Annotated in this window: 18 protein-coding genes; 8 read left to right on the top strand and 10 right to left on the bottom strand. The window is 43.8% G+C overall.

Translation table 11 applies throughout. From position 1 onward, the window contains the following. Positions 1 to 25: 25 nt before the first annotated feature. From pflA to FR741_RS10345, 4 genes are all read right to left on the bottom strand, one after another. Positions 26 to 766 (bottom strand): pyruvate formate lyase 1-activating protein, encoded by a 741-nt coding sequence (gene pflA, locus FR741_RS10360; protein WP_005390663.1) that lies wholly within the window; start codon positions 764 to 766, stop codon positions 26 to 28. Between the two features lie 211 nt (positions 767 to 977). Beyond that, positions 978 to 1,955 (bottom strand): lipid A deacylase LpxR family protein, encoded by a 978-nt coding sequence (locus FR741_RS10355; protein ID WP_167426754.1) that lies wholly within the window; start codon positions 1,953 to 1,955, stop codon positions 978 to 980. A gap of 152 nt (positions 1,956 to 2,107) precedes the next feature. Beyond that, a complete protein-coding gene (pflB, locus tag FR741_RS10350) occupies positions 2,108 to 4,384 on the bottom strand; it encodes a formate C-acetyltransferase (RefSeq protein ID WP_005390666.1) in 2,277 nt (758 codons plus the stop codon). Between the two features lie 305 nt (positions 4,385 to 4,689). Then, entirely contained in the window at positions 4,690 to 6,237 is a 1,548-nt protein-coding gene (locus tag FR741_RS10345) for a DUF3360 family protein (protein ID WP_005390668.1), read from the bottom strand. Positions 6,238 to 6,692: 455 nt separating this feature from the next. On the opposite strand from FR741_RS10345, the gene FR741_RS10340 reads away from it, so the two are divergent. From FR741_RS10340 to FR741_RS10315, 6 genes are all read left to right on the top strand, one after another. After that, entirely contained in the window at positions 6,693 to 8,168 is a 1,476-nt protein-coding gene (locus FR741_RS10340; RefSeq protein ID WP_085343553.1) for a 54K polar flagellar sheath protein A, read from the top strand. 264 nt (positions 8,169 to 8,432) lie between these two features. Beyond that, complete coding sequence (locus FR741_RS10335) at positions 8,433 to 9,203, top strand: ABC transporter ATP-binding protein (protein ID WP_005378438.1); 771 nt, start codon at positions 8,433 to 8,435, stop codon at positions 9,201 to 9,203. A gap of 82 nt (positions 9,204 to 9,285) precedes the next feature. Next, positions 9,286 to 10,056 carry an ABC transporter substrate-binding protein gene (locus FR741_RS10330; RefSeq protein ID WP_012841998.1) on the top strand — a complete coding sequence of 257 codons (771 nt, stop codon included), beginning with the start codon at positions 9,286 to 9,288 and terminating at the stop codon, positions 10,054 to 10,056. An 81-nt stretch (positions 10,057 to 10,137) separates the two neighbouring features. After that, positions 10,138 to 10,878, top strand: coding sequence for an ABC transporter permease (locus tag FR741_RS10325; RefSeq protein WP_006742137.1), 741 nt, complete (start codon positions 10,138 to 10,140; stop codon positions 10,876 to 10,878). A 3-nt stretch (positions 10,879 to 10,881) separates the two neighbouring features. After that, positions 10,882 to 11,559 (top strand): ABC transporter permease, encoded by a 678-nt coding sequence (locus tag FR741_RS10320; RefSeq protein ID WP_005390676.1) that lies wholly within the window; start codon positions 10,882 to 10,884, stop codon positions 11,557 to 11,559. Between the two features lie 155 nt (positions 11,560 to 11,714). After that, the gene (locus FR741_RS10315) at positions 11,715 to 14,435 is read left to right on the top strand and encodes an ImpA family metalloprotease (protein WP_167426753.1); all 2,721 of its coding nucleotides are present in this window, start codon (positions 11,715 to 11,717) and stop codon (positions 14,433 to 14,435) included. 97 nt (positions 14,436 to 14,532) lie between these two features. On the opposite strand, the gene xthA is transcribed toward FR741_RS10315, so the two are convergent. The 5 genes from xthA to dinG all read right to left on the bottom strand — a co-directional run bounded on the left by xthA (position 14,533) and on the right by dinG (position 19,015). Then, on the bottom strand, positions 14,533 to 15,339 hold the full coding sequence (gene xthA, locus FR741_RS10310; protein WP_048626179.1) for an exodeoxyribonuclease III: 807 nt from the start codon (positions 15,337 to 15,339) through the stop codon (positions 14,533 to 14,535). A 94-nt stretch (positions 15,340 to 15,433) separates the two neighbouring features. Continuing rightward, on the bottom strand, positions 15,434 to 15,598 hold the full coding sequence (gene rsmS, locus FR741_RS10305) for a pleiotropic regulatory protein RsmS (RefSeq protein ID WP_139060330.1): 165 nt from the start codon (positions 15,596 to 15,598) through the stop codon (positions 15,434 to 15,436). Beyond that, positions 15,598 to 16,143, bottom strand: coding sequence for a primosomal replication protein (locus FR741_RS10300; protein ID WP_167426752.1), 546 nt, complete (start codon positions 16,141 to 16,143; stop codon positions 15,598 to 15,600). The genes rsmS and FR741_RS10300 overlap by 1 nt, the downstream gene beginning before the upstream one ends. Then, positions 16,140 to 16,925, bottom strand: coding sequence for a sulfite exporter TauE/SafE family protein (locus FR741_RS10295; RefSeq protein ID WP_005390688.1), 786 nt, complete (start codon positions 16,923 to 16,925; stop codon positions 16,140 to 16,142). The genes FR741_RS10300 and FR741_RS10295 overlap by 4 nt, the downstream gene beginning before the upstream one ends. A gap of 14 nt (positions 16,926 to 16,939) precedes the next feature. Beyond that, a complete protein-coding gene (gene dinG / locus FR741_RS10290) occupies positions 16,940 to 19,015 on the bottom strand; it encodes an ATP-dependent DNA helicase DinG (protein WP_124008674.1) in 2,076 nt (691 codons plus the stop codon). Between the two features lie 515 nt (positions 19,016 to 19,530). Between dinG and FR741_RS10285 the strand changes: the two genes are divergently transcribed. Both FR741_RS10285 and FR741_RS10280 read left to right on the top strand, forming a co-directional pair. Beyond that, on the top strand, positions 19,531 to 20,562 hold the full coding sequence (locus tag FR741_RS10285; RefSeq protein ID WP_006742133.1) for a porin: 1,032 nt from the start codon (positions 19,531 to 19,533) through the stop codon (positions 20,560 to 20,562). A 76-nt stretch (positions 20,563 to 20,638) separates the two neighbouring features. Further along, a complete protein-coding gene (locus tag FR741_RS10280; RefSeq protein ID WP_012841993.1) occupies positions 20,639 to 21,316 on the top strand; it encodes a DUF2057 family protein in 678 nt (225 codons plus the stop codon). Positions 21,317 to 21,401: 85 nt separating this feature from the next. Here the strand turns inward: FR741_RS10280 and FR741_RS10275 are convergent, their stop codons facing one another. Further along, positions 21,402 to 22,103 carry a pseudouridine synthase gene (locus tag FR741_RS10275; protein WP_085343558.1) on the bottom strand — a complete coding sequence of 234 codons (702 nt, stop codon included), beginning with the start codon at positions 22,101 to 22,103 and terminating at the stop codon, positions 21,402 to 21,404. Between the last annotated feature and the right edge of the window lie 27 nt (positions 22,104 to 22,130).

Below are 22,130 nucleotides of genomic sequence, written 5' to 3'. Positions count from 1 at the left end.
TAAAGAGGTTAGTCTTGCTGTTCACTTAGTATTTTACGTTATCGTTGTACTGCGCAAGAATGGATTGAATCTCGTCCATAGTTTCTTTCGGTGGAGGGTTTACCCCTTCGAGTGGGTATTCTAAGCCCAATGCTTCCCATTTATGGGCACCCAATTTGTGATAAGGAAGTAACTCGACCTTTTCGATGTTATCCATATCTTTAATAAACTCACCAAGCATGTGTGCTGCTTCAGGGTCATCTGTGTAACCAGGCACGACTACATAGCGAATCCAAGTTTTCTTTCCGATTTTTTGCAAGTAACGAGCAAAGTCCAATGTACGTCGGTTCGATACGCCGATGAGATCTTGGTGCACTTCATCTTTCATGTGCTTGATATCAAGCATTACTAAGTCTGTTGCATCCAGTACTTCATCAATAACATCAGTGTGTTTACGAACATAACCGTTCGTATCTAGACACGTATGAATACCTTCTGCTTTAGCTGCGCGGAAAAAGTCCCGTACAAATTCAGGTTGAAGCATCGCTTCGCCGCCAGAACAAGTAACGCCACCACCTGATGCATTCATGAAGTGGCGGTAACTTTTCGCTTCGGAAATGATCTCTTCAACCGTAACTTCTTTGCCATCATGCGTATCCCATGTATCGCGATTGTGGCAATACTTACAGCGCATCAAACAACCTTGCAAGAAGACGATAAAACGAATACCAGGTCCGTCTACGGTACCACATGACTCAAATGAGTGAATACGACCAGTTGTTGACATCTTTTGCTCTCATTACTAGTAAATTCTAGCTGTTATTTTATTACAAAAAGCAGGGTTAAAACAGCTTTGTCGGTACTAAAGGCAAGGTTATGTGAAGAAAGAAAATAGATAGACCAATCTAAATAAATGCTTGATCACAGGGTTGGTTAATACCAAACGAGAGAACTTGCCTTGTATTTAGATTGGTGTGGATACAGGGATAAGTCAGCTTTTAAAAAAAGGCGAACACAGAGAAGGAGCCTGTCCCATAAACATCAGTTTGGGATTCTTCATAATCTGGCGTTTTTATCGTAAAGGTTAGGCTTGCACCGTAATTTTGGTTATACCAAGTTGCACCTGCTACGGCGCTTGCTTGCCAATTTTGCAGTGTGACGTCGTATGGCGCTGATGGCTCAGGAATACCAGGGCGATCGCCTTCGATGGTCATGTCATTGAAACGGTAACGACCTTCAAACCCCGTAAATAAGAACCAGCTTGAAGTATCCTGTGCGAGCATACTCGCTGAGAATGGGCTCTCTACACTAATATTGGCGGCTCCGATGCTGCTTGCTAGGTTTGTACCCCAACGAAACATGACGCCTTGAGAGACATCACTACGGAAGTTACCCGCATTGATGTCGTTAATGTTGATGATTTCCCATTGCGTTTTTTGTCCTTCGCTGCGCATCAATTTATTAAATACGCGGTAGCCAAGGCTAAACGCCACTTTATCGTCGATCTGGTAATCCCAACCTTGTGGGTCAGTCGAGCCTGTTATGCCGTGAACGATTTCTTGCGCTTTTTCTGAAAGCGAACTTTCACCTGTTGCACCGATGGTGAAGTTGTAGCGGACGGCTTTGTCATCAGTCAGAGAAAGATAGTTGATCTCAGTATGTAGATAACCCGCATATGGGCGATCATTGACCAGTGGGTAATCCGCTTCAATGTCGCTCGGAGTCCACATTTTGTGGCCAAGAACCAACTCTATTTTATCGATATTGGCGTGTTCTGAGTCAGCCAGACTCAGCCATCTCCATTGGCTTTCTTGTTTCAGTTGGCCTGTTGCGTAGGAAAGAAAAATACCATTTGTGTAGTCTTGGTCGACGCCGAAAATACCATCATTGTCGAGTGTAAAAGAGACCGTAGACTTAGTGGATGCCATCGCAACTGGAGAAAGAAGAGTAAGAACAATTAATTTACTGAGTTTCATATACTTTATTTACTAACTTTTTTCGCATCATACGTAAGAATGTGGGCAAAATCTTTCGTAATATCACAACTTTCATTCAAGAAATAAAAAAAGGCTGATGCTTAGAAGCATCAGCCTTTGTTGTATCACTAAAACGTTATTTCATTAAAGTCTTATAGAGACTCTGTGAATGTACGTGCGATTACGTCAGCTTGTTGCTCTGCAGTTAGAGAGTTAAAGCGAACAGCGTAACCAGATACACGGATTGTTAGCTGAGGGTATTTCTCTGGGTGCTTAACGGCGTCTTCTAGAGTTTCGCGGTTAAGAACGTTCACGTTTAGGTGTTGACCACCTTCGATACCCGCTTCGTGGTGGAAGTAACCATCCATCAGACCAGCAAGGTTAGCGCGTTGTGAACCCTCATCTTTACCTAGTGCATTAGGTACGATAGAGAATGTGTAAGAGATACCATCTTGTGCGTCAGCAAACGGCAGTTTTGCAACTGAAGTTAGTGATGCTACGGCACCTTTCTCATCGCGACCGTGCATTGGGTTAGCACCTGGAGCAAATGGAGCACCAGCACGACGACCGTCAGGTGTGTTACCAGTTTTCTTACCGTAAACCACGTTTGAAGTGATAGTAAGAATTGACTGAGTAGGGATTGCATCACGGTAAGTCTTAAGCTTACGGATTTTGCCCATAAATACAGAAACAAGTTCACATGCGATATCATCAACGCGTGGGTCGTTGTTACCAAATTTAGGGTAATCACCTTCGATTTCGAAGTCGATTGCTAGACCGTCTTCGTCACGGATTGGCTTAACTTTTGCGTATTTGATTGCAGACAGAGAGTCAGCCGCAACAGATAGACCAGCAATACCACAAGCCATAGTACGTTTAACGTCACGGTCATGTAGAGCCATTAGTGCCGCTTCGTAGCTGTACTTGTCGTGCATGAAGTGGATAGCGTTTAGTGCAGTCACGTACTGCTTCGCTAGCCAATCCATGAAGTGGTCCATTTTCTCCCACAACTCATCGTAGTTCAGTACATCGCCTTCGATCTTCGGCATTTGTGGACCAACTTGGATTTTTAGCTTCTCATCCACACCACCGTTGATGGTGTAAAGCATAGTTTTCGCAAGGTTAGCACGAGCACCAAAGAACTGCATTTGCTTACCAACAACCATTGGAGATACACAACATGCGATTGCGTAGTCGTCAGAGTTCATGTCTGGACGCATTAGGTCGTCGTTTTCGTACTGAATTGAAGAAGTATCGATAGACACTTTCGCACAGAACTTCTTGAAGCCTTCAGGTAGTTGCTCAGACCAAAGAACAGTGATGTTTGGCTCTGGAGAAGGACCCATTGTGTATAGTGAGTTTAGGAAACGGAAGTTTGTACGAGTAACTAGCGTACGACCGTCAAGACCCATACCACCCATAGACTCAGTTGCCCAGATAGGGTCGCCAGAGAATAGATCATCGTACTCAGGAGTACGTAGGAAACGAACCATACGTAGTTTCATTACGAAGTGGTCGATCATTTCCTGAGCTTGTTCTTCTGTGATGCGGCCAGCAGCGATATCGCGCTCGATGAAGATGTCTAGGAACGTAGAAGTACGGCCTAGAGACATTGCTGCGCCGTTTTGAGATTTAACAGCAGCTAGGTAACCGAAGTAAGTCCACTGGATAGCTTCTTGTGCAGTTTCAGCAGGACGAGAAATGTCACAACCGTATTTTGCAGCCATTTCTTTGATTTGACCTAGAGCACGGTGTTGCTCTGCGATCTCTTCACGAAGCTGCATTGTCATTTGTAGGTCTTCGCCGTTCTCGAAACGCTCTTGTAGAGAAGAGAACTGTGCGAATTTATCCTTCATTAGGAAATCAATACCGTATAGAGCAACACGACGGTAGTCACCGATGATACGACCACGACCGTATGCATCAGGAAGACCAGTCAATACGCCAGACTTACGACACGCCATGATTTGTGGAGTGTAGATGTCGAAAACGCCTTGGTTGTGAGTTTTACGGTATTCTGTGTAGATTTTCTTAACTTGTGGGTCAAGCTCGCGGTTGTAGGCTTTGCATGAACCTTCAACCATACGGATACCACCGTTAGGGATGATCGCACGTTTTAGAGGAGCGTCAGTTTGAAGACCTACGATAGTTTCTAGGTCTTTTTCGATGTAGCCTGCATCGTGAGCAGTGATGGTAGAGATAACTGAAGTATCAAAATCAACAGGAGCGTGAGTCGCGTTCTCTTGTTTGATGCCTTCCATTACCTTAGCCCAAAGCTTGTTAGTCGCTTCAGTACCTTCAGAAACTAGGAAAGATTCGTCGCCTTCGTACGGAGTGTAGTTCTTCTGAATGAAATCACGAACGTTTACTTCGTTTTGCCAGTCGCCTGCAGCAAAACCTTCCCAAGCTTTAGCAAATTGCTCTGCCATGACATACCTACCTTTTTAGTAGAAAAAAATACGTACTGCTTCGCCGTTGAGCCAGCTATCCCCAAGTTAAAGAGGGGAACAGTACACTCTTATGAATAACAATATTTATAGTCTTAAATTTAAATGTTCGAGTTACAAAACTATAAATATTGTCACTAGTTTTAACGTTTCTCTTTTTAAGCAACAGTTAGAGGTTAAACTAAAATTTTTTTGCAAACCTTAAACTAAATCAATAAATCCTCAAAAATCTCGATAAAAATGGGGTAGCGACTAGCGCTACCCACACATTTTCTGAACTGTCAGCTTTACAGCCAAGCTTGGATGCCATATTGGCCTTCAAGCATACCAACTGCAAGCATAGCAACTAAACAGATAATAAGTACGCTTACTGGGATCACAATCTTGTCTACAAACGACAAGCGAGACGCGCGCTCTTTATCACCAATTAAGCCGTTGTTATCTAAAAGCATAGTTAGTGCCCAAGCTAGAACAGGGTTAACGACTGCTGAACCAAAGATACAGATGCCTGCTGCTTGTGAATCTTTTGAGTCTTTCACCATCTGCATGCCTGCTTCAAGCAATGGTAGAGAGACACCAACGAGAAGAGCAACGCGCATAACTGGTGGCCATACAGCAACATCCATAGGGAAACCAAGGATTGCAACAATAATACATAGAGAACCTAGTAAGATTGCACCGCCAGGAATAGGGCGCTTCGCGATTGCTGCAGGGATCATGTAAGTCCCCCAAGATGATGTGATGTTACCACCACCGACAGCGGTACCGACCATTTGGCGCACAGAACACATTGTCATTGTGTCATCAACGTCCATCAGTACTTTTTCACTCTTACGTGGGTAGTTCATTTCTTGGAAGATGCGGTGACCCAAGAAGTCAGGAGACCACATTGCTACAGCAAGAATTGCGAATGGTAGAGAAGCGATGAAGTGTTCCATATTAGGAAGACCAAGCATCCAACCTTCTTCTGTTGAACCCCACCAGTAGATTGGGTTTAGGTTTGGAAGACCCGTCTCGGTTACGAATTTAATATCGAAGCCTGCGCCAAGAACAAGTGCGATTGCAAGGCCAGTGAAGGCACAAACAGGGATTGCTAGCCAGCGTTTGTTCACTTTAGCAAGAAACGCGTACAGGCCAATGGTAACCGCAAGAACGATTAGACCGATGTAACCCATGCTACCTGCGGCAACTGTGTCGGATTGCAAACCAACAGCCCAAGCTTGAATGGAATTAATTTGGCTCATCGTTCCGGTTAAACCCAAGAAGATGAGAAGGCCACCAGCCGTACCTTCAGAGGTGAGGTTAACCAGTTTTGAACCACCTTTTAACAGGCTCAGAATTAAACCAAACACACCAATGAGAATTGCCAATGCAAGAGGGTGAGCACCAGCAAGCGCGATGGTACCAATAAGAGGGATCATTGGGCCGTGGTTACCAGCTAGGTTGGCTTTAGGGTTAATAAAGCCAGAAGCAAGTACACAGAAAAGAAGTGCAGGTATGAGCATCTCTACACGAGCAACTTCGATGGCGAAATCTTTGCCCAGGTTAACATGGTCCCATGCGGCAGTTAGGCCTTCAGCCCAAGACATCATTACCGCAGAGTACATCGCGATAATACCAATCGTACCGGCAAGTGCTGGAACAAGATCTTCAAGTTCAAAACGGAAGTCACGACCTGGCAAGTTTAAGCCGAAACGACGCGGCTTCATAATTTGTAGTTCGTGGTCTAGGTAGTCTGAACGGCTTGCGAACTCAGATGCTGGACGATGAAGCTCACGGTAGCTCTTGGTCTCGATATCTGAATCAGAGTGCGTTTTGTTAACTGCGTCTGACATAGATTCCTCATATATTTAAAAGTTATGAATTCTTCATTCAATTGTGTTAATCCGCATCCTGCGGCACGCTTATGCTAGCTATTATTAGATTTGTTACACGTCGACATTGTGCCTAAGCATAGCTAATAACTTATTGTGTTGAGGCACAAAAAAATCCTCATCTTTTGGCAGGAGTCTAGCAAGATAGCCATTTAGGGTGATTGATTTAGATCACTTTAAGAATGGTTGTGAAATAAAACTACAGAAAGTTTCTGGCATGCGAATGAGATGGTGAAATCTTGTGTAATTTCATTACACAAGTTGCATAAAATTAGAATTTGTTGCTCTTATCGTTCGGGGATGCGAAGTAAATATCAATATTCATGATGATTATATAAAGCTGGCTTTATTCTTGCTTTCTACAGGGCAAAGACGATTTTTTGGCTAATCATTGCCGCTCAGTTTAGGAAAAAGACATGAAACAGCTTAAAGTACTGCCACTAGTGGCAATTATCTCAGGGTTAATGGTCGGTTGTGGCGGCGGTGGCGGTGGCGGCGGTGGTGCTGCGCCGAAAACAGCGTTTACTTTTGATTTTGCTATACCTGCAACAATGACTGAAAGTGAAGCTACTGCGAAAGGTTGTACGGTGTATGACCACAAAACTGAGCTAAACGGTGATAAAACGGTTTTAACCTATAGCGCAGCGTCAAAAGAGCAAGTGACTAACTATGTTATCGGTTACTACTCTGATGCAGATGGCAAAAGAGCCGGAGACATCATCAAACCAACCACTGATAACTTTAAGTTTTATCTTGAAGATATCCCTGACGGTGGCTTTGTAACGTTTCAAGCAATAGAATTTAACGGTAGAGAAGCTCGCGTAAATACGTTTTCAAAAGAATTCTTACAAGATAAGAAACTACGTAATGCCACGTTTGCCCTTAACCGAGACTCTTTGAACAAGTGCTTTACTGGCGGAAACTTAGCAAGCAATAAGTTTACTAACCTAGATTACCGAAATGCTGAATCAGGTGGTGGAGACTACAACTTTGTCTCGCAAACCGATGTTTTCACGTCACCTAACCCTGATATGTTGCCTACCGATGAGCTTATGGGGCTTAAAGGTGAGCCTACGGCGTTGTTCCAGTATGAATCTGGTTCAAGCGACAAAGCGCTTTACCAGTATGGTATTGGTTCGTGGGGGACTGGTGAGATCGCCTTAGTCAGAGCGGATAATACGTCAAACATTTATTCGTCTTCTGATTATACTTACGACACTCTCCACATTGGTTTTATTACTAACGGCTTTGCGTATGATGCGCTGAAGCTAGATAAAACGGCCGTTGAATATAATCGCCCTAGTGCAACGAATAAAGAAACTTGGGTCTACATGGCGTTCTCAGAGAATCAAGTTAATGGTTGGGACTCTCTACTTAACGAAACGGTCTCTGATGGATGGGATATTGACGTTGATCCAAGCTCTTACTTAAATATTGATAACCTGCCAAACACAAAACCAAGTGTATCAACACAAGGAAGTGCAGACTCGGTGATTGATCTGGACATGGGTTTAACATCGTCTACAGAAGGCTTTACTCGTGTCGCTTACTTTGCGGCTTCAGGCGACTATAAAGTCACACATCGTATTTTCACAAAGAGCGACAGTGACTCTGTTGTTGTTCCTGAGCTCCATTACTACAATTTCCCAACATCAGCCGTTAACGGTTTGAAAGTTTCAGCTTCGGACGATTTTAATCGCACTGCTTTGGTATTGAGTGACGATAGCAATATCGACTCTAAAGTTTTCATGAGCTTCTTTTCTAATGGTGAAGCGTCAGAGCCTGAGCTAGATGAAGACTTGGATGGCATCATTACTTCTGAAAAAGAAGGCCTAGAAAATGAAGTGACATTACGTACTTCAAACTCATTGGTAGTCAGTCGTTTTAATTAATTCATTACGACCCTAAATAAGTTTCAATTAACACTTTTGTAAATTTATTAAGCCCCTTCTAAAGGGGCTTTTTTATATTTAATATTCAGCTTTTGAAGAATAAGTTGCTATATATTGCATATTAATTTGGCTATCGTATCTTTCTATTCGAATTATTTAGGTTAATAATTTGTTGCAAGTTTCAGGGTGTGGTGCTAATTTGTTCCGAATTAGAGAGGGCGGAGTCCCTTAATTGCAGTGACAAAAACACAGGGAGTAGAGCGCATGAATGATGTACCAGCGCTAGATATAAAAGACCTGCACAAAACATTTGGACAAAATGAAGTTCTCAAGGGAATTTCTCTTGCCGCGCACAAAGGAGATGTCATCTCCATCATTGGCTCTTCCGGTTCTGGTAAGAGTACCTTTCTTAGATGTATCAACTTGCTAGAAACGCCTACCGCAGGCGAAATTTGGGTGAATGGTGAATTAATCCAAATGAAGAACAACCGAGCAGGGGAATCCGTTCCTGCTAATGAAAAGCAAGTGCAACGTATTCGCTCACGTCTAGCGATGGTGTTCCAAGGTTTCAACTTATGGTCACACCTGACAGTACTAGAAAACGTGATTGAAGCCCCTGTTCATGTTCTAGGCGTACCAAAAGCCCAAGCGATTGAAAACGCAGAAGTCTTGCTTAAGAAAGTAGGCCTGTATGAGCGTAAAGACTATTATCCTGGGCACTTATCTGGCGGTCAGCAGCAACGTGCCGCTATTGCCCGTGCGCTAGCAGTTGACCCTGAAGTGATGTTGTTTGACGAGCCAACCTCGGCGCTTGACCCAGAACTTGTTGGGGAAGTATTAGGGGTAATGAGAGATTTGGCAGATGAAGGACGAACCATGCTGGTGGTCACGCACGAAATGGCGTTTGCGCGAGACGTATCAAACCATGTGATGTTCTTGCATCAAGGCTTAGTGGAAGAACAGGGAAATCCAGCTAAGCTATTTACAAACCCGGATTCAGAACGATTACAGCAGTTTATCTCATCCATTTACTAATATTTTTAGGCGGCAGACTATTGCCTCCTAAGCCAGCACAACAAACAAAACGAAATAAAATAGCAATCACAGGAGTATGGAAATGAAAAAGTGGTTATTAGCAGCAACGATCGCTGCAACGGCAGTATCTGGTGTCGCTCAAGCGAAAGAATGGAAAACAGTTCGCTTCGGCATTGAGGGTGCTTACCCTCCGTTTAGCTGGACAGAAACTGATGGTTCTCTTAAAGGCTTCGACGTAGACATGGCCAACGCGCTTTGTGAAGAAATGCAAGTGAAATGTAAGATTGTCGCGCAAGATTGGGATGGCATCATTCCTTCTCTATTAGCGCGTAAGTACGACGCAATCATCGCTGCGATGTCTATTACTGAAGAGCGTAAGAAGAAAGTCGATTTCACTGGCAAATACGCACTGATTCCAAACAAATTTATTGCCAAGAAGGGTGCGAATCTGGATTTTGACAACCTAGATGGCAAGAAAATCGCCGTTCAACGTGCAACAACACACGACAAATATCTGACAGATAACTATGGCGATAAAGTAGAAATTGTTCGTTACGGTTCTTTTGATGAGGCTTACCTAGATTTAGCCAATGGTCGTGTTGCCGCTGTATTGGGCGACGCCTCTGCGCTAGAAGAAGGTGTGCTTAATAAAGCGGGCGGCGACGCGTACGAGTTTGTTGGTCCGTCATTGACCGATCCTAAGTGGTTCGGTGAAGGTTTTGGTATTGCCGTGCGTAAACAAGATAAAGATCTAACGAAGAAATTGGACGCGGCGATAATTTCACTACGTGAGAAAGGTGTTTATCAAGAAATTGCTGGTAAATACTTTAACTACGATGTGTACGGTGAATAAACCGTAATTAAGCGACCGTTGGCTTGTTCCTAGAAGTAGTCAACGGTCGATTTTTTGAGTTTAGGGATTAGGAACTCACCTATGCTAGATTTACAAGGATACGAAGCTTCGATTTTAAAAGGGGCTTTAGTAACGATAGAAGTTGCAGTGCTTTCACTCCTTCTTGCGGTGATCTTAGGTATGCTTGGCGCATTAGCTAAGTTAGCACCTTACAAATGGGCAAGGGCGATTGCCACTCTTTACACCACCGTCATTCGCGGCATTCCAGATTTGGTTCTGATGATGCTGATTTTCTTTGGTGGACAAATACTTTTAAACAATAGCCTGTACTCCATTAACGAGACGCTCAATGAGTGGTTTGCTTCGAGTGATCCAAACCATGAATGGACGTCTTACTTACCCGACTATATTGATGTCAGCCCATTTATTGCAGGTGTACTCACGATTGGTTTTATCTTTGGTGCCTACATGGCGGAGACTTTTCGCGGAGCGATCATGGCGGTGGACAAAGGTGAACTAGAAGCGGCGAAAGCTTATGGTATGAGCTCAGCCTTATCGTTTAGAAGAATCTTACTGCCTCAGATGATTCGTCATGCATTACCTGGATTTGGTAATAACTGGTTAGTGTTACTCAAGACCACAGCGTTAGTGTCCATCATCGGCCTAGATGACATGGTGAGAATGAGCTCGTTGGCGGCAGGTACGACGAAAATGCCATTTACCTTTTACATGGCTGTCGCGCTCATCTTTCTGTTTTTTACCAGCGTTTCGACCGGGCTACTCAAGCTTGTTGAGCGTAAGTTCAGTATTCATGCGAGGTAAGTTATGGATTTTTCTTTGATTATTGAAAGTTTCCCAACTTATCTTCAGGGACTTTGGACGACAGTTTGGCTGGTAGGATTAGCGTTGGTTATCGGTTTGTGTGTCTCGATTCCATTAGCCGTGGCACGTAATAGTACGAATTATGCCTTTAGCTTACCTTCTTGGGGATTCATTTACTTTTTCCGTGGAACACCGTTGTTGGTCCAGTTGTATTTGATTTATTACGGTATGGATCAGTTCTTTCCTGTGAAAGATACCTTGTGGGAAAACGCCTGGTTTTGTGCTTTAGTCGCTTTTATTCTTAATACGTCGGCTTATACAGCAGAAATTATTCGTGGTGCGATTAATGGCTTGCCCAAAGGTGAAGTAGAAGCTGCCAAAGCGTATGGGATGAGTAAGTTTATGACATACAGACGTATCATCTTGCCTAGTGCACTGCGTCGAGCGTTACCAGCTTATTCAAACGAAGTGATTTTCATGCTGCACGGTAGTGCGGTCGCGGGTATCGTTACCATTATGGATCTAACTGGTGCTGCGCGTTTAGTTAACTCACGTTACTATGCGCCATTTGAATCTTTCCTTACGGCGGGGCTGTTCTACATGGCACTGACGTTTATGATCTTGTGGTGCTTTAAAGTGGCAGAGAAGCGCTTCTTGGCATACCTACGTCCTTTAAGTTAATAATTAGTGTCAGCAATGGTATCGAAATGGGTACCATTGCTTTTTGATGATTTTGTTATCTTCATTCCTATTTTTCCTACCGATACAAAAGACTATTTCTTTTTATTCATGTACTTACATTAATATTTGATAAACCCATTGTTTAGTAAGTAAAAATGAAAAAAACAATTCTATCGTTGGGCCTTGCCGCCGTTGCCACTGGATGTGGTGGGGGAGAGGGAGAGTCACAATCTAATGCTCAAGTAAAACCAACGCCAGCTCCAGTTCAACAAGCTCTGGAAACTGGTAATGCACTGCTCGTTTCTGACCCGAACGATTTCATCCGAGAAAGTCGGCAAGTTGTGGAAGGGCACAAGAAACAGTCGAATACGATCAAATCTGCAATTGCGAAAAACCTTTCTGGCCTTTATTGGGATCCAACCCATGATGCAGCGATCTTGGCACCTCAGTATGGGTTCAACGACACCATCTTGATGACCAATAAGGCCATGGCTAGCGGTTATAAAGATCAGGCGCTGTCAATTGGCGTTGCTGGAGAAAAAGCTAATGGTCAACGTTATGCGCTATTAGGTAGTAACCCATTTAGAACGGCACAACGCTTTCCCGAGTCTTCGAATGCAGCGATGACTCAATGGCTAAGCAACCTGGTCACTTGGTTGTCAGGCGGAACTACTTCAAACGTTGTCATCGCGCAAATGGATCAGTCTTATTACTTCCCTGATGAGCAAGCGACTCGGAATTGGCTGAAAGACAATGTTTCACAAGAGTTGGCGTTTAACGAGGCCAACCTATGCGATGGTTCAAAGCTACTTAGCTGCTTGCAAACCAATACTCCAAACTTATTAGTTTTGTCACAGCATCTGCAATCTGGCGACACCAACCAACAAGTACTCGATGCTCTGGCATACGCTGAGCATGCCCAAATTCCTGTTCTATACCTGCATTGGGATGGAGGACTAACTGAACTTGGCCGAGACATTTTGGAAAAATTCCATGTTGATTATGTGGGAGATAACTATTGGCGTAAGTTAGGCTTGGTTGATTGGGCGCCTTCATCACTCATGAACTTCGTGCCAGACTCTGTTGCCATGCAACAAGCGCTGTTGTCTCGTTTTGAATCTCAAAACTTCAATGTTGACTTGTCACAGTGTGATGACAAATCTTGTCCTGACACTGCGAATATGGAAAGTCAATTTTATGCAGGGGCAAACAGCATTCGCCATCGGTTGAAAAAGCTTGATGAACAAAAAGTAGATTTGTTTAATCAAGATGGCTACCAATACGAAAAACTCATGGTATTGCTGGCTGATCACTATCGTCAAACGGTTGTGTTCCCAATGGACAAACAATCAACTCAAACGACCGAATTCCTAAAGTCGTACTTTGCCGATTACGTACAATACAACAGCCGAAGCGTGAACCCAAAACAACCAAATATGGGGAACTTCAGCCGTAGTGAATTTAGCCCTAAAGTAAAGAGAATCAGCGCAACGATTAATATGGAATCAAAGCGTAACTTCCGCTCTGCTGGTTTGTATGCGCTTCCTGGGGAGACCTTTACGGTCACGCGCAATGACAGTAATGAAGTGACGACTAAAATTGTCATCAACAGTTTAAGGAGTGGCGCAACTCATGAATTCAGCAAAGATGGATACACGCGACCAAAAATGCTGACTTCTTTCGCCTATGAGGTGAAGCCGGGTGAAAGCATCACGCTGACTTCACCTTATGGCGGGCCTATCCAGGTTCACTTTAACAACAACGATGTGCCAGTAGAACTAACATTTAGTCATGTAGCGCAACACCCTGTATGGAGAAGTGAAAAGGGTAACGATGCGTTTATTCAGCAGCTTGAAGCGAATTTGTTCGATTGGGCTGAACTGATCACGCCTGGATTTGAGGTACACTCTAAACGCGACAAAATGCTTGAATCTGTCAACGATGAGATGTGGTCGACACCAGCTGAAATGGCGCTAGCGACAGAAGAGTATGTTCATAACTACCCACATGTCTTGGCTGGTTTCCAAGGGCCGGGTATCGATGAGGTTCCGGAAATTATCCAGTATGCCAAAAATCAAGGTTGGGAAATCGCCAATATTGATATGGTGAAGCATATGAACGCTGACCAAGCGACGTGTGGTTACGGCTGTTCTGGTAACCCATACGATGCTTACTGGTCATTCAGCCCACTCGGTCACGGTGATTTACATGAGCTTGGTCATGGCTTGGAAAAAGGTCGATTCCGATTTGCTGGTTGGGAAGGGCATTCAACGACCAATTACTACTCGTATTACAGTAAGTCTCGTTTCTTCCAGAATACGGGGAAAGTTTCAACTTGCCAAAGTTTGGATTTCAAAGGCCAGTTTGAATTATTGCAAGCAAGCCGAACTCAAGCGGATCCAAACGCTTACATGGCAGCGCAAAATCAAACTGGTTGGAGTTGGGGAGCTCGCGTTTACATTCAAATGATGATGGCGACGCAGCAAGAAGGTGTACTGCAAAATGGTTGGCATTTATTGGCGCGATTGCACCTGATTGAACGTGAGTTTAACCGCTTAAAATCGGATGATGCGCTTTGGAATGAGAGACGATTGAGTATTGGTTTCGCCAACTACTCTCGTGAAGAGGCAAATAGCATCTCAAACAACGACTGGTTGCTTATTGCTCTGAGCTACATCTCTCAGCGAGACATGACGAGCTATTTAGATATGTGGGGCTTCTCGTTCACAGAAAAAGCGAAACAGCAGGCTATGGCGCTGAATCTACCGCCGATGCCTCTCACTTACTTTGCAAGCAGCAATACCGGCTACTGTCTGAACGAATTTGCTCAAACGCCAGTCAGTGTTGATGGTCAAACGGTTTGGCCGCTGAACTAGCTGAGTAGAAAGTAACTTGCATGAAAAAGGGAGACAGAGTCTCCCTTTTTCATGGGTTAAGCTTAGCGTTGAGTCCCGCTTATTGCTCAGTTATGTATTACTTGAACGTCGACCAAATTGGAGCGTGGTCTGAAGGTTTTTCAATACCGCGCAATTCATAATCGATACCCGACTCAATACATTTTTGCGCGAGAGAAGGGGTCGCCAAAATGACATCAATTCGTAGACCTCGGTTATCATCAAATCCGCGAGAGCGATAATCAAACCACGAGAATTGATCGTTCACTTCTGGATATAGCTTGCGGAAGGTGTCCTCAAAGCCCCAATCTAGCAAGGTTTTCAGCCATTCGCGCTCTTCCGGTTGGAATGAACATTTACCTGTTTTTAGCCAACGCTTACGGTTTGGTTCGCCGATACCGATATCTGCATCAATAGGGCTGATGTTGATGTCACCCATAACAATCAATTGCTCGTCACTATTGTGATGATCGTTTAGGTAGGTCATCAGATCTTTATAAAACTGACGTTTGTATGGGAATTTTGTTTCGTGGCTGATGTTATCCCCTTGAGGGAAGTAGCCGTTTAGCACAGTGACCTTCTCGCCGTTTTCATTTAAAAACGTTGCCATGATCATTCGCTTTTGATGTTCCTCGTTATCCGTCGGGAACCCTTTTTGTACGTGTAGAGGCTCTTGCTTACAAAGCATTGCTACGCCGTAATGTGCTTTTTGACCATGGAAATACACTTTGTAGCCCATGGCTTCGACAGCTTCAATCGGGAATGCTTCATCGTGAACTTTAATTTCCTGAAGACCAATCACATCAGGTTGGTGTTTGTCGATTAGCGCTTGGAGTTGGTGCAGTCGCGCACGTAATCCATTGATGTTAAAGCTGATTACTTTCATTGTTTATCCTTTTTGAGGGCGTACTTTTTTATGAATAGTATCATTGTGCAAGAGCACTGAAAACGAGTCTCGGTGAAAGGAGCGAAACGTTGGGCTACTTTGCTTTTAATTTGTTTTCTAAGTCATTTTGCACGATCTTCAAAGCGTTAAGCGCAACTTCTGGATCTATCTCATTGCTCTCAAGTAAATAGATCAAATCGACAGCCAATTTGATCTCTTCAGGTGCGTCATCTAAAGGCGAGGTTGGTTGTTCGGCCATTATTGGTGTTTTTCCCTATGCGTAATTTGGTTCTCTAGTTTCAGAAGCGCTGCCTCACAACGTGCCAAACGTTGCTCGGTCGCTAGTAACACTTTCTGAGCCTCGGCACGCATAAAACTAGGAGCGGTTTCGACAGCACGTTCTTTTTCTAACACCATTTCGCGCAAGCGTCTTGCCCACTCTTGGTGTTGAGCGAGTTCCTGATAAAGCACGTTAATAGGCTTGCGGAAATGGCTGCTATGTTTGATCTCATTCTTGCGAATTTTGGTGGTAGAAATCTCGCGTTGAATCGCACCTATTTGCGCTACTAACCGTTCAGTGAGGTACTCAGCACGCAAAGCGGTGAGCTTACCTTCATTTTGCTCGCGCACAATCGCATCCAGCGTGGCTTTTGCTTCTTTTACGCAAGGAGTAAGTAAGCGAGAGCGACAACCAAATAAGCGCTCATCAAAAAGCGGAACATGGTGTTCGCCTCTTTGACGGTCAAGAACAGCGGCTTGCTTCGCCATTTTTTCTAGGTTTTCCTGGAGTTGAGAAATGTTCATGACAAACCTACAAACCATGCGTCATAAGCCAATTTTATGGCCAGTATACTGACGACAGTAACAAATACAGGGCGAATGAATTTAGAACCAAACCGAATGGCGGAATGCGCGCCAACAAAAGCGCCAGCCATTAAACATACCCCCATTGTTAAGCCTAGCACCCAGTTGATATGACCGAGGACTGCAAACGTGATCAAAGAGGTAAAGTTGCTGGTAAAGTTCATTGCTTTTGCTAAGCCAGAGGCGAGCAAGATATTCAGCCGATACAGAGCCATTGAACTTACCGTCCAAAAAGCCCCAGTTCCCGGCCCTGCGAGCCCGTCATAGAACCCTATGGATAATCCTTGCATGTACTGTTTTCTATGAAGTTTTGGGCAAGGCTCGGGAATTGGACTTTGATGAGGAGAGTGCGGTGTTTTATGGAAGACGGTGTATAACGCCGCCGCTAAAATAACAAGAGGTAACCCTTTTTCTAGCCAATCCGTGCTAATCGCGTCCACAAGTAGGGTACCTAATGTTGCTCCGACAAGCGTCGCTACAAATGCTCTTCCCCAGCATTGAGGCTTGAATAAACGTTTCTTGTAGTACGTAAATGCTGCAGTAGAAGAGGCAAAGGTAGCCGCAAGTTTATTGGTGCCTAGTGCAATATGGGGCGGCAAGCCCAACGATAGTAGAGCAGGTACGGTTAGCATGCCACCACCACCGGCAACTGCATCAATAAATCCAGCGACAAAAGCGACAAGCGCCAACACCAACAGCATAGTTGGCTCAATCATTTCCATAAATGGTGATTCTTCTAATATTCTATTTTACGTTTAAATGGAGGTAGTGAGTCGATTAAGGCTTGTCCGTATCGCTTAGTGACTAGGCGTCGATCAAGAATCGTTACTCTACCAGAATCTCTCTCTTTACGCAGTAAGCGACCTACGCTCTGGATCAGCTTTTTGCTTGCGTCAGGTACAGTTATTTGCATAAACGGGTTCCCACCTTTTTTCTCGATATATTCGGAGTGAGCCTGTTCGACAGGGGAGGTTGGAACACCAAATGGAATTTTTGTTATCACCAAGTTTTCAAGTAATTCGCCAGGTAAATCTAGCCCCTCAGAGAAACTGCCAGTACCAAATAAGATGCTGGTTTTATTTGATTCTATTAGCTTTTTATGTTTTTTTAGAATTTCTTGACGTGAGCTTTCACCTTGAACTTGCAATGCCCAGCCTTTTTTTATGAACTCCGAAGACAGCGCCTTCGCAACTTGGTTCATCTGCCAATAGGATGAGAATAATACTAAGTTGGCTTTCTTGTCTTCCAAGTACTTAGGCAATATCTCAATAAGATATTCAGTAAATTGAGGCGCTGGTGGTTCATATTTCATCGCAGGGATGAGCAATTCTGCCTGGTTTTGGTAATCGAATGGTGACGCAAGCGCTAAAAACTGTGTGCCTGATTCTGGTTTTCCATCAATACCAACCTGATGGCAAAAGTAATGGAAGGAGTTTAATGCACGCATCGTTGCGGAAACTAAAATGGCGCCAATGCACCTGCTCCAAATTTGTTGGTCGAGTTGCCATCCAATTTCAAGCGGAGAAACACTCACAATGAAATCACCCTCGCGATCGGGGTGGGTTTCTAACCAGCGAGCTAAAGGCGCACCTTTTTCACGAGTTGGCTCAGCCATCAAGTGCCATACTTGCGCTAGGTTTTCTAACCTTTGAATGTAGAAGCCGAGCTCTGCAAGCGCTGGTTCAGCCAATCTTGTCGCAAGCTCCCCATCTTTTACTCTTTCCGCAATAAGGTCGGCAATTTTTGCCACACTTTGATTTGCTTTTTTACTGAACTGCTTTAACTCTTTGGATTGGTTCTCTAGCCATTCTGGTAGTTCACCGTGCTCAAAGCGGTAGATACTCTCTTCAAATTGAGCTGGATCGAACTGTTTAGGCAGTTGAGTCAGTGCTGGTATCAAGTTCTGAACCGCGTCTTGAAGGTCGTTGCGAAATCGAGCTACGCGCTTCTCGTCTGCGAGCGATGAAAACTTGCTAATCGACTGATTTAACTTCTCAAGCCATGCTGCCGCACCTTTTAAGCTCGCAGATGCTGAAGCATGATCGCGGGCGACATGAGGCAAGTGATGTGCCTCGTCAAAGACGTATATCGTGTTTTCTGGCTCAGGTAAGATTACTCCGCCCCCCAAGTCTGCGTCTGCCATGACGAGAGAGTGGTTCGCAATGATGACATCATTCTTATCCAGCTCTGAGCGCGCTTTTTGAAATGGACAGCCGCGATGGCCCGGTAAACTGTTATTGCAACTGTGTTTATCACTGACAATCAGTTGCCATAGCTTATCATCGATGGTTTTAGGCCAAGAATCACGGTCACCATCCCATTTACCTTGCGCAAGAGAGCGATGCATTGTTTCCAACAGCTCTATATCTTTTTGCTTAGGCTTGGTTTCGAACATGGCTAACTGACCACCATCAGCACCACAAGCTGAAGCAAGTTTTTCTGCACAACAATAGCGTTGACGGCCTTTTGCCAAAATAAAAGAAAACTCTCGGTCGGTAATCCGACGAAAAAGAGGGAGGTCTTTATTTATGAGCTGCTCTTGCAGAGCTACGGTCGCCGTTGAGATAACCACTTTTCTATTGTTATGTACAGCCACGGGGATGGCAGCCATTAGATAGGAGAGCGACTTACCAATTCCAGTCCCTGCTTCTGCAACCAGTATTCGGTTAGATTTGTGGTACTGACCGCACAGCGTTTTTGCAATCTCTGCAACAAGGTAGTTTTGTGCTCTTCTAGGTACAAAGTTATCAAGTTGATCTTGCAGGTTTTGATAGCTATTACGAATCGATTTTTGAATGTTACTGGTCAGCATACGGGCCTCAAATGCGTTGGAGGCGAATAGTAGCACACATCACTAGTTGTACAGTAGTTCACAAAACGGAATGCTTTTATGAGGAATGTAGATCTTCTTCACAAAAAAATATTGAACCTTATCTAAATGAAATTAATTTCATTATATGAAAAATATAAAACTCCAAATATGATATTTGTATGGTTTTTTATTCTATATATTGTGTTTTTTAGTATTTGTTTTGGGTTTAAAATCTCATTGTTAATGGTTTTATAAATTATGAAAAATCAAGAGGATTGATTAGATGTTCGTCGAATAAATAAAGATAAACTTTTCAAGCTATTGTTTTTAAATGTTATTTTTGTTTTTTTACATTGGTATTTAGAAAATTTGACAGCCAGAATAATCTTTTGCACTCTTAGCTCCAGATTTTGAGAAGGCGCTGTATAACGTTTTGTTAACGCTCTATCTCAAACATATAAAAAAAGGGAACCGGACAAGGATATCCCGAACTAAGAAAAGGCAGTGGATTAATTATGAAAAAAACTCTATTAGCACTAGCTGTAGTTGCGTCTGCAACTTCAGTGAACGCAGCTGAAGTATTCAAATCTGAAGAAGGTTCTGTAGATTTCTACGGTCAGCTACGTCCAACTCTTCTATTCCTAGACAGCACAGACCACACTGCAGAGCTAAACACTAGCTCTTCTCGTATGGGTGTAAATGGTGTTTACGTTGTAAACGACAACCTAAAAGTTCTAGGTGAAGTTGAAATCGGTGTTGCTCTAGGTGACAACTACGGTGCAGGTGCTGATTCAAGCGAGCGTACTGATGACTCAGTATACGTACGCCGTCACATCTTTGGCTTCGACATGGGCGATATGGGTACACTTCGTTTTGGTAAAGAAGGTACTTGGGCTGATGACATCTACGGAGCTGATTACTCATACTTCTTCGGTGGTTCTGCACTTCTTTACGGACACGCGTGGAACAACTCTTCTCAAATTAAATACGCTTACGAAAATGACGCATTCTGGCTAAAAGCTGGTTACGCGCTAGGTGAGAAAGATCAAAACGAAGAAATCCGCGAAGTATTCGTAGGTAAGTCTTTCAATGACCTATCTGTACACGCTGGCGTTCTTTCTTCTGAGAACAAGATTGCTTCTAAAGGTAACAACACTGAGAACCTATCTTTCGAAGTAACTGCTGAATACGCTCTAGATGAGCACACTCTAGGTGCTACGTACTACTACAACGAAAATGAAGACAAAGCAGCTAACGAGACTATCGATTCTCACGGTATCTCTCTAGCAGGCATGTTCGCTGTAGCTCCTAAAACAACACTTTACTCTGGCTACGAGCTAGTAATGTCATCTTCTGACAAATCTGGCAAGAAAGATGGCGACCAATCTAAGTTTTACGCTGGCGTTGAATACAAGTTCTCTAAATGGGCTCGCGTATTCGCAGAAGCGGGTTACAATTTTGATGGTGATAAGCTAGAAGCTGGTAAAACAACTGCAGAAACTGATTCTAAAACTGACTTCGGTGTTGGTGCACGTTTCTACTGGTAATCAATACCCAGTTTGATATTGTAAGACCCAGCTATATGCTGGGTCTTTTACTATGAAGATAAGGATGAAAAACTCTATGCAGTTATCATTAAAAGTGGCAATGGCGTTGTCTATTCTTGCCAGTACAAACCTTTATGCTGCAACGACTTTAGTGGTTCCAGAAGACGTGAAGTTACTGGCCGTCAATATGGAGAAGCCAAAACTTGAGGGGGGACTTTTCTCTAGTGAGAAGACAATTGAGATCCCCGACGGAACTAACCAAATTGTCTTCAAATATCAACCTGCTTTTGAAACAAACGAAAACCTTAAGACAGTTTACAGTGACGTGATCATCGCTAAGTTTGATGTTGAAAATGAAAAACTAAAGTTTGAACTACCAGAGTTTAAAACTCTTCGTCAAGCGCAAAACAACATCTCACCTTTAGATTGGCAACTGCTGGACACCAAAGGTCAACCTATTGCTTTGGTCGAAGATGTATTAGAGTCAGATGGTGTTCAAATTGGTCGTAATTACCCTCAAGAATCTCGTAACTACAATATTGCTGGCGGTATCGCGAGTGTTGCCGTTAGTTATGTAACTGTGAATCAGCATCAACAATCAGTAAGTGATATCGAGCCTCGAGTTGAGAGTAGTGATACCCGTTCAACAGTCGCATCGAACGACAGCCCAATGGTTGATGTATTAAAGACGATGTACCAGAAAGCGTCTCCGGCGGAAAAAGAGGCATTTAAAAACTGGCTTGCTGAGCAGTAATCCCTTAGTTCATTAGATAGGGCTTAACTGAAAAAGTACGAATCTAAAAAGCAGGCTTTAAGCCTGCTTTTATCTTTTCTGCCTATTAGAGAGAGATTTCTCTCCATTCACCAGGCATTAGGTCTTTAAGGACGATATCACCCATCGAATGACGAATGAGGCGCAAAGTAGGGAAGCCAATGTGCGCAGTCATGCGACGCACCTGACGATTTCTTCCTTCAATAATGGTAATGGCTAACCAAGTGGTAGGGATATTTGCGCGAAAACGAACAGGAGGGGTTCTATCCCAGACTTGTGGTTCTGGAATCACTTCAACTTCGGCTGGTAGGGTCATACCATCTTTTAGCTCTACTCCCTTTCTCAATTTTTCAAGATCTTGCTCTAGAGGAGCGCCATCGACTTGAACCCAATAAGTCTTCGGGGATTTTGACTTTGGCTGCGTGAGCTTCGCCTGCAAGATGCCATCGTTAGTGAGCACCATCAAACCTTCGCTGTCTCGGTCCAATCGGCCAGCCGCATAGACATCTTTGATTGGGATATAGTCCGCTAACGTTTTGCGACCATCACCATCGGTAAATTGACTGAGCGTGTCGTAAGGCTTGTTGAATATAATGACTTTACGGTCTTTTGGATCCACTTTTGGCTTTTGGTTTCTTGCTGAGCGAACAGGGCGACGGTTTGTTTGAGTACGAGTCTTTGAGCTATTGCGAGCTCCTGAGTGTTTAAATCGGCCCGTTTGGGATTGATTGCGACCGCGACCTTTTTCATGACCTGTACGAGATGACATGTTAACTACCCTGCAAAAATGTAAATG

It is taken from the genome of Vibrio diabolicus (assembly GCF_011801455.1).
GTDB classification, from domain to species: domain Bacteria; phylum Pseudomonadota; class Gammaproteobacteria; order Enterobacterales; family Vibrionaceae; genus Vibrio; species Vibrio diabolicus.
This window is presented reverse-complemented; position numbering and strand designations above follow the sequence as displayed.

Coding starts and splice junctions, on each gene's coding strand:
- pflA (WP_005390663.1), bottom strand. CDS start 766: ATGTCAACAACTGGTCGTATTCACTCATTTGAGTCATGTGGTACCGTA.
- FR741_RS10355 (WP_167426754.1), bottom strand. CDS start 1,955: ATGAAACTCAGTAAATTAATTGTTCTTACTCTTCTTTCTCCAGTTGCG.
- pflB (WP_005390666.1), bottom strand. CDS start 4,384: ATGGCAGAGCAATTTGCTAAAGCTTGGGAAGGTTTTGCTGCAGGCGAC.
- FR741_RS10345 (WP_005390668.1), bottom strand. CDS start 6,237: ATGTCAGACGCAGTTAACAAAACGCACTCTGATTCAGATATCGAGACC.
- FR741_RS10340 (WP_085343553.1), top strand. CDS start 6,693: ATGAAACAGCTTAAAGTACTGCCACTAGTGGCAATTATCTCAGGGTTA.
- FR741_RS10335 (WP_005378438.1), top strand. CDS start 8,433: ATGAATGATGTACCAGCGCTAGATATAAAAGACCTGCACAAAACATTT.
- FR741_RS10330 (WP_012841998.1), top strand. CDS start 9,286: ATGAAAAAGTGGTTATTAGCAGCAACGATCGCTGCAACGGCAGTATCT.
- FR741_RS10325 (WP_006742137.1), top strand. CDS start 10,138: ATGCTAGATTTACAAGGATACGAAGCTTCGATTTTAAAAGGGGCTTTA.
- FR741_RS10320 (WP_005390676.1), top strand. CDS start 10,882: ATGGATTTTTCTTTGATTATTGAAAGTTTCCCAACTTATCTTCAGGGA.
- FR741_RS10315 (WP_167426753.1), top strand. CDS start 11,715: ATGAAAAAAACAATTCTATCGTTGGGCCTTGCCGCCGTTGCCACTGGA.
- xthA (WP_048626179.1), bottom strand. CDS start 15,339: ATGAAAGTAATCAGCTTTAACATCAATGGATTACGTGCGCGACTGCAC.
- rsmS (WP_139060330.1), bottom strand. CDS start 15,598: ATGGCCGAACAACCAACCTCGCCTTTAGATGACGCACCTGAAGAGATC.
- FR741_RS10300 (WP_167426752.1), bottom strand. CDS start 16,143: ATGAACATTTCTCAACTCCAGGAAAACCTAGAAAAAATGGCGAAGCAA.
- FR741_RS10295 (WP_005390688.1), bottom strand. CDS start 16,925: ATGGAAATGATTGAGCCAACTATGCTGTTGGTGTTGGCGCTTGTCGCT.
- dinG (WP_124008674.1), bottom strand. CDS start 19,015: ATGCTGACCAGTAACATTCAAAAATCGATTCGTAATAGCTATCAAAAC.
- FR741_RS10285 (WP_006742133.1), top strand. CDS start 19,531: ATGAAAAAAACTCTATTAGCACTAGCTGTAGTTGCGTCTGCAACTTCA.
- FR741_RS10280 (WP_012841993.1), top strand. CDS start 20,639: ATGCAGTTATCATTAAAAGTGGCAATGGCGTTGTCTATTCTTGCCAGT.
- FR741_RS10275 (WP_085343558.1), bottom strand. CDS start 22,103: ATGTCATCTCGTACAGGTCATGAAAAAGGTCGCGGTCGCAATCAATCC.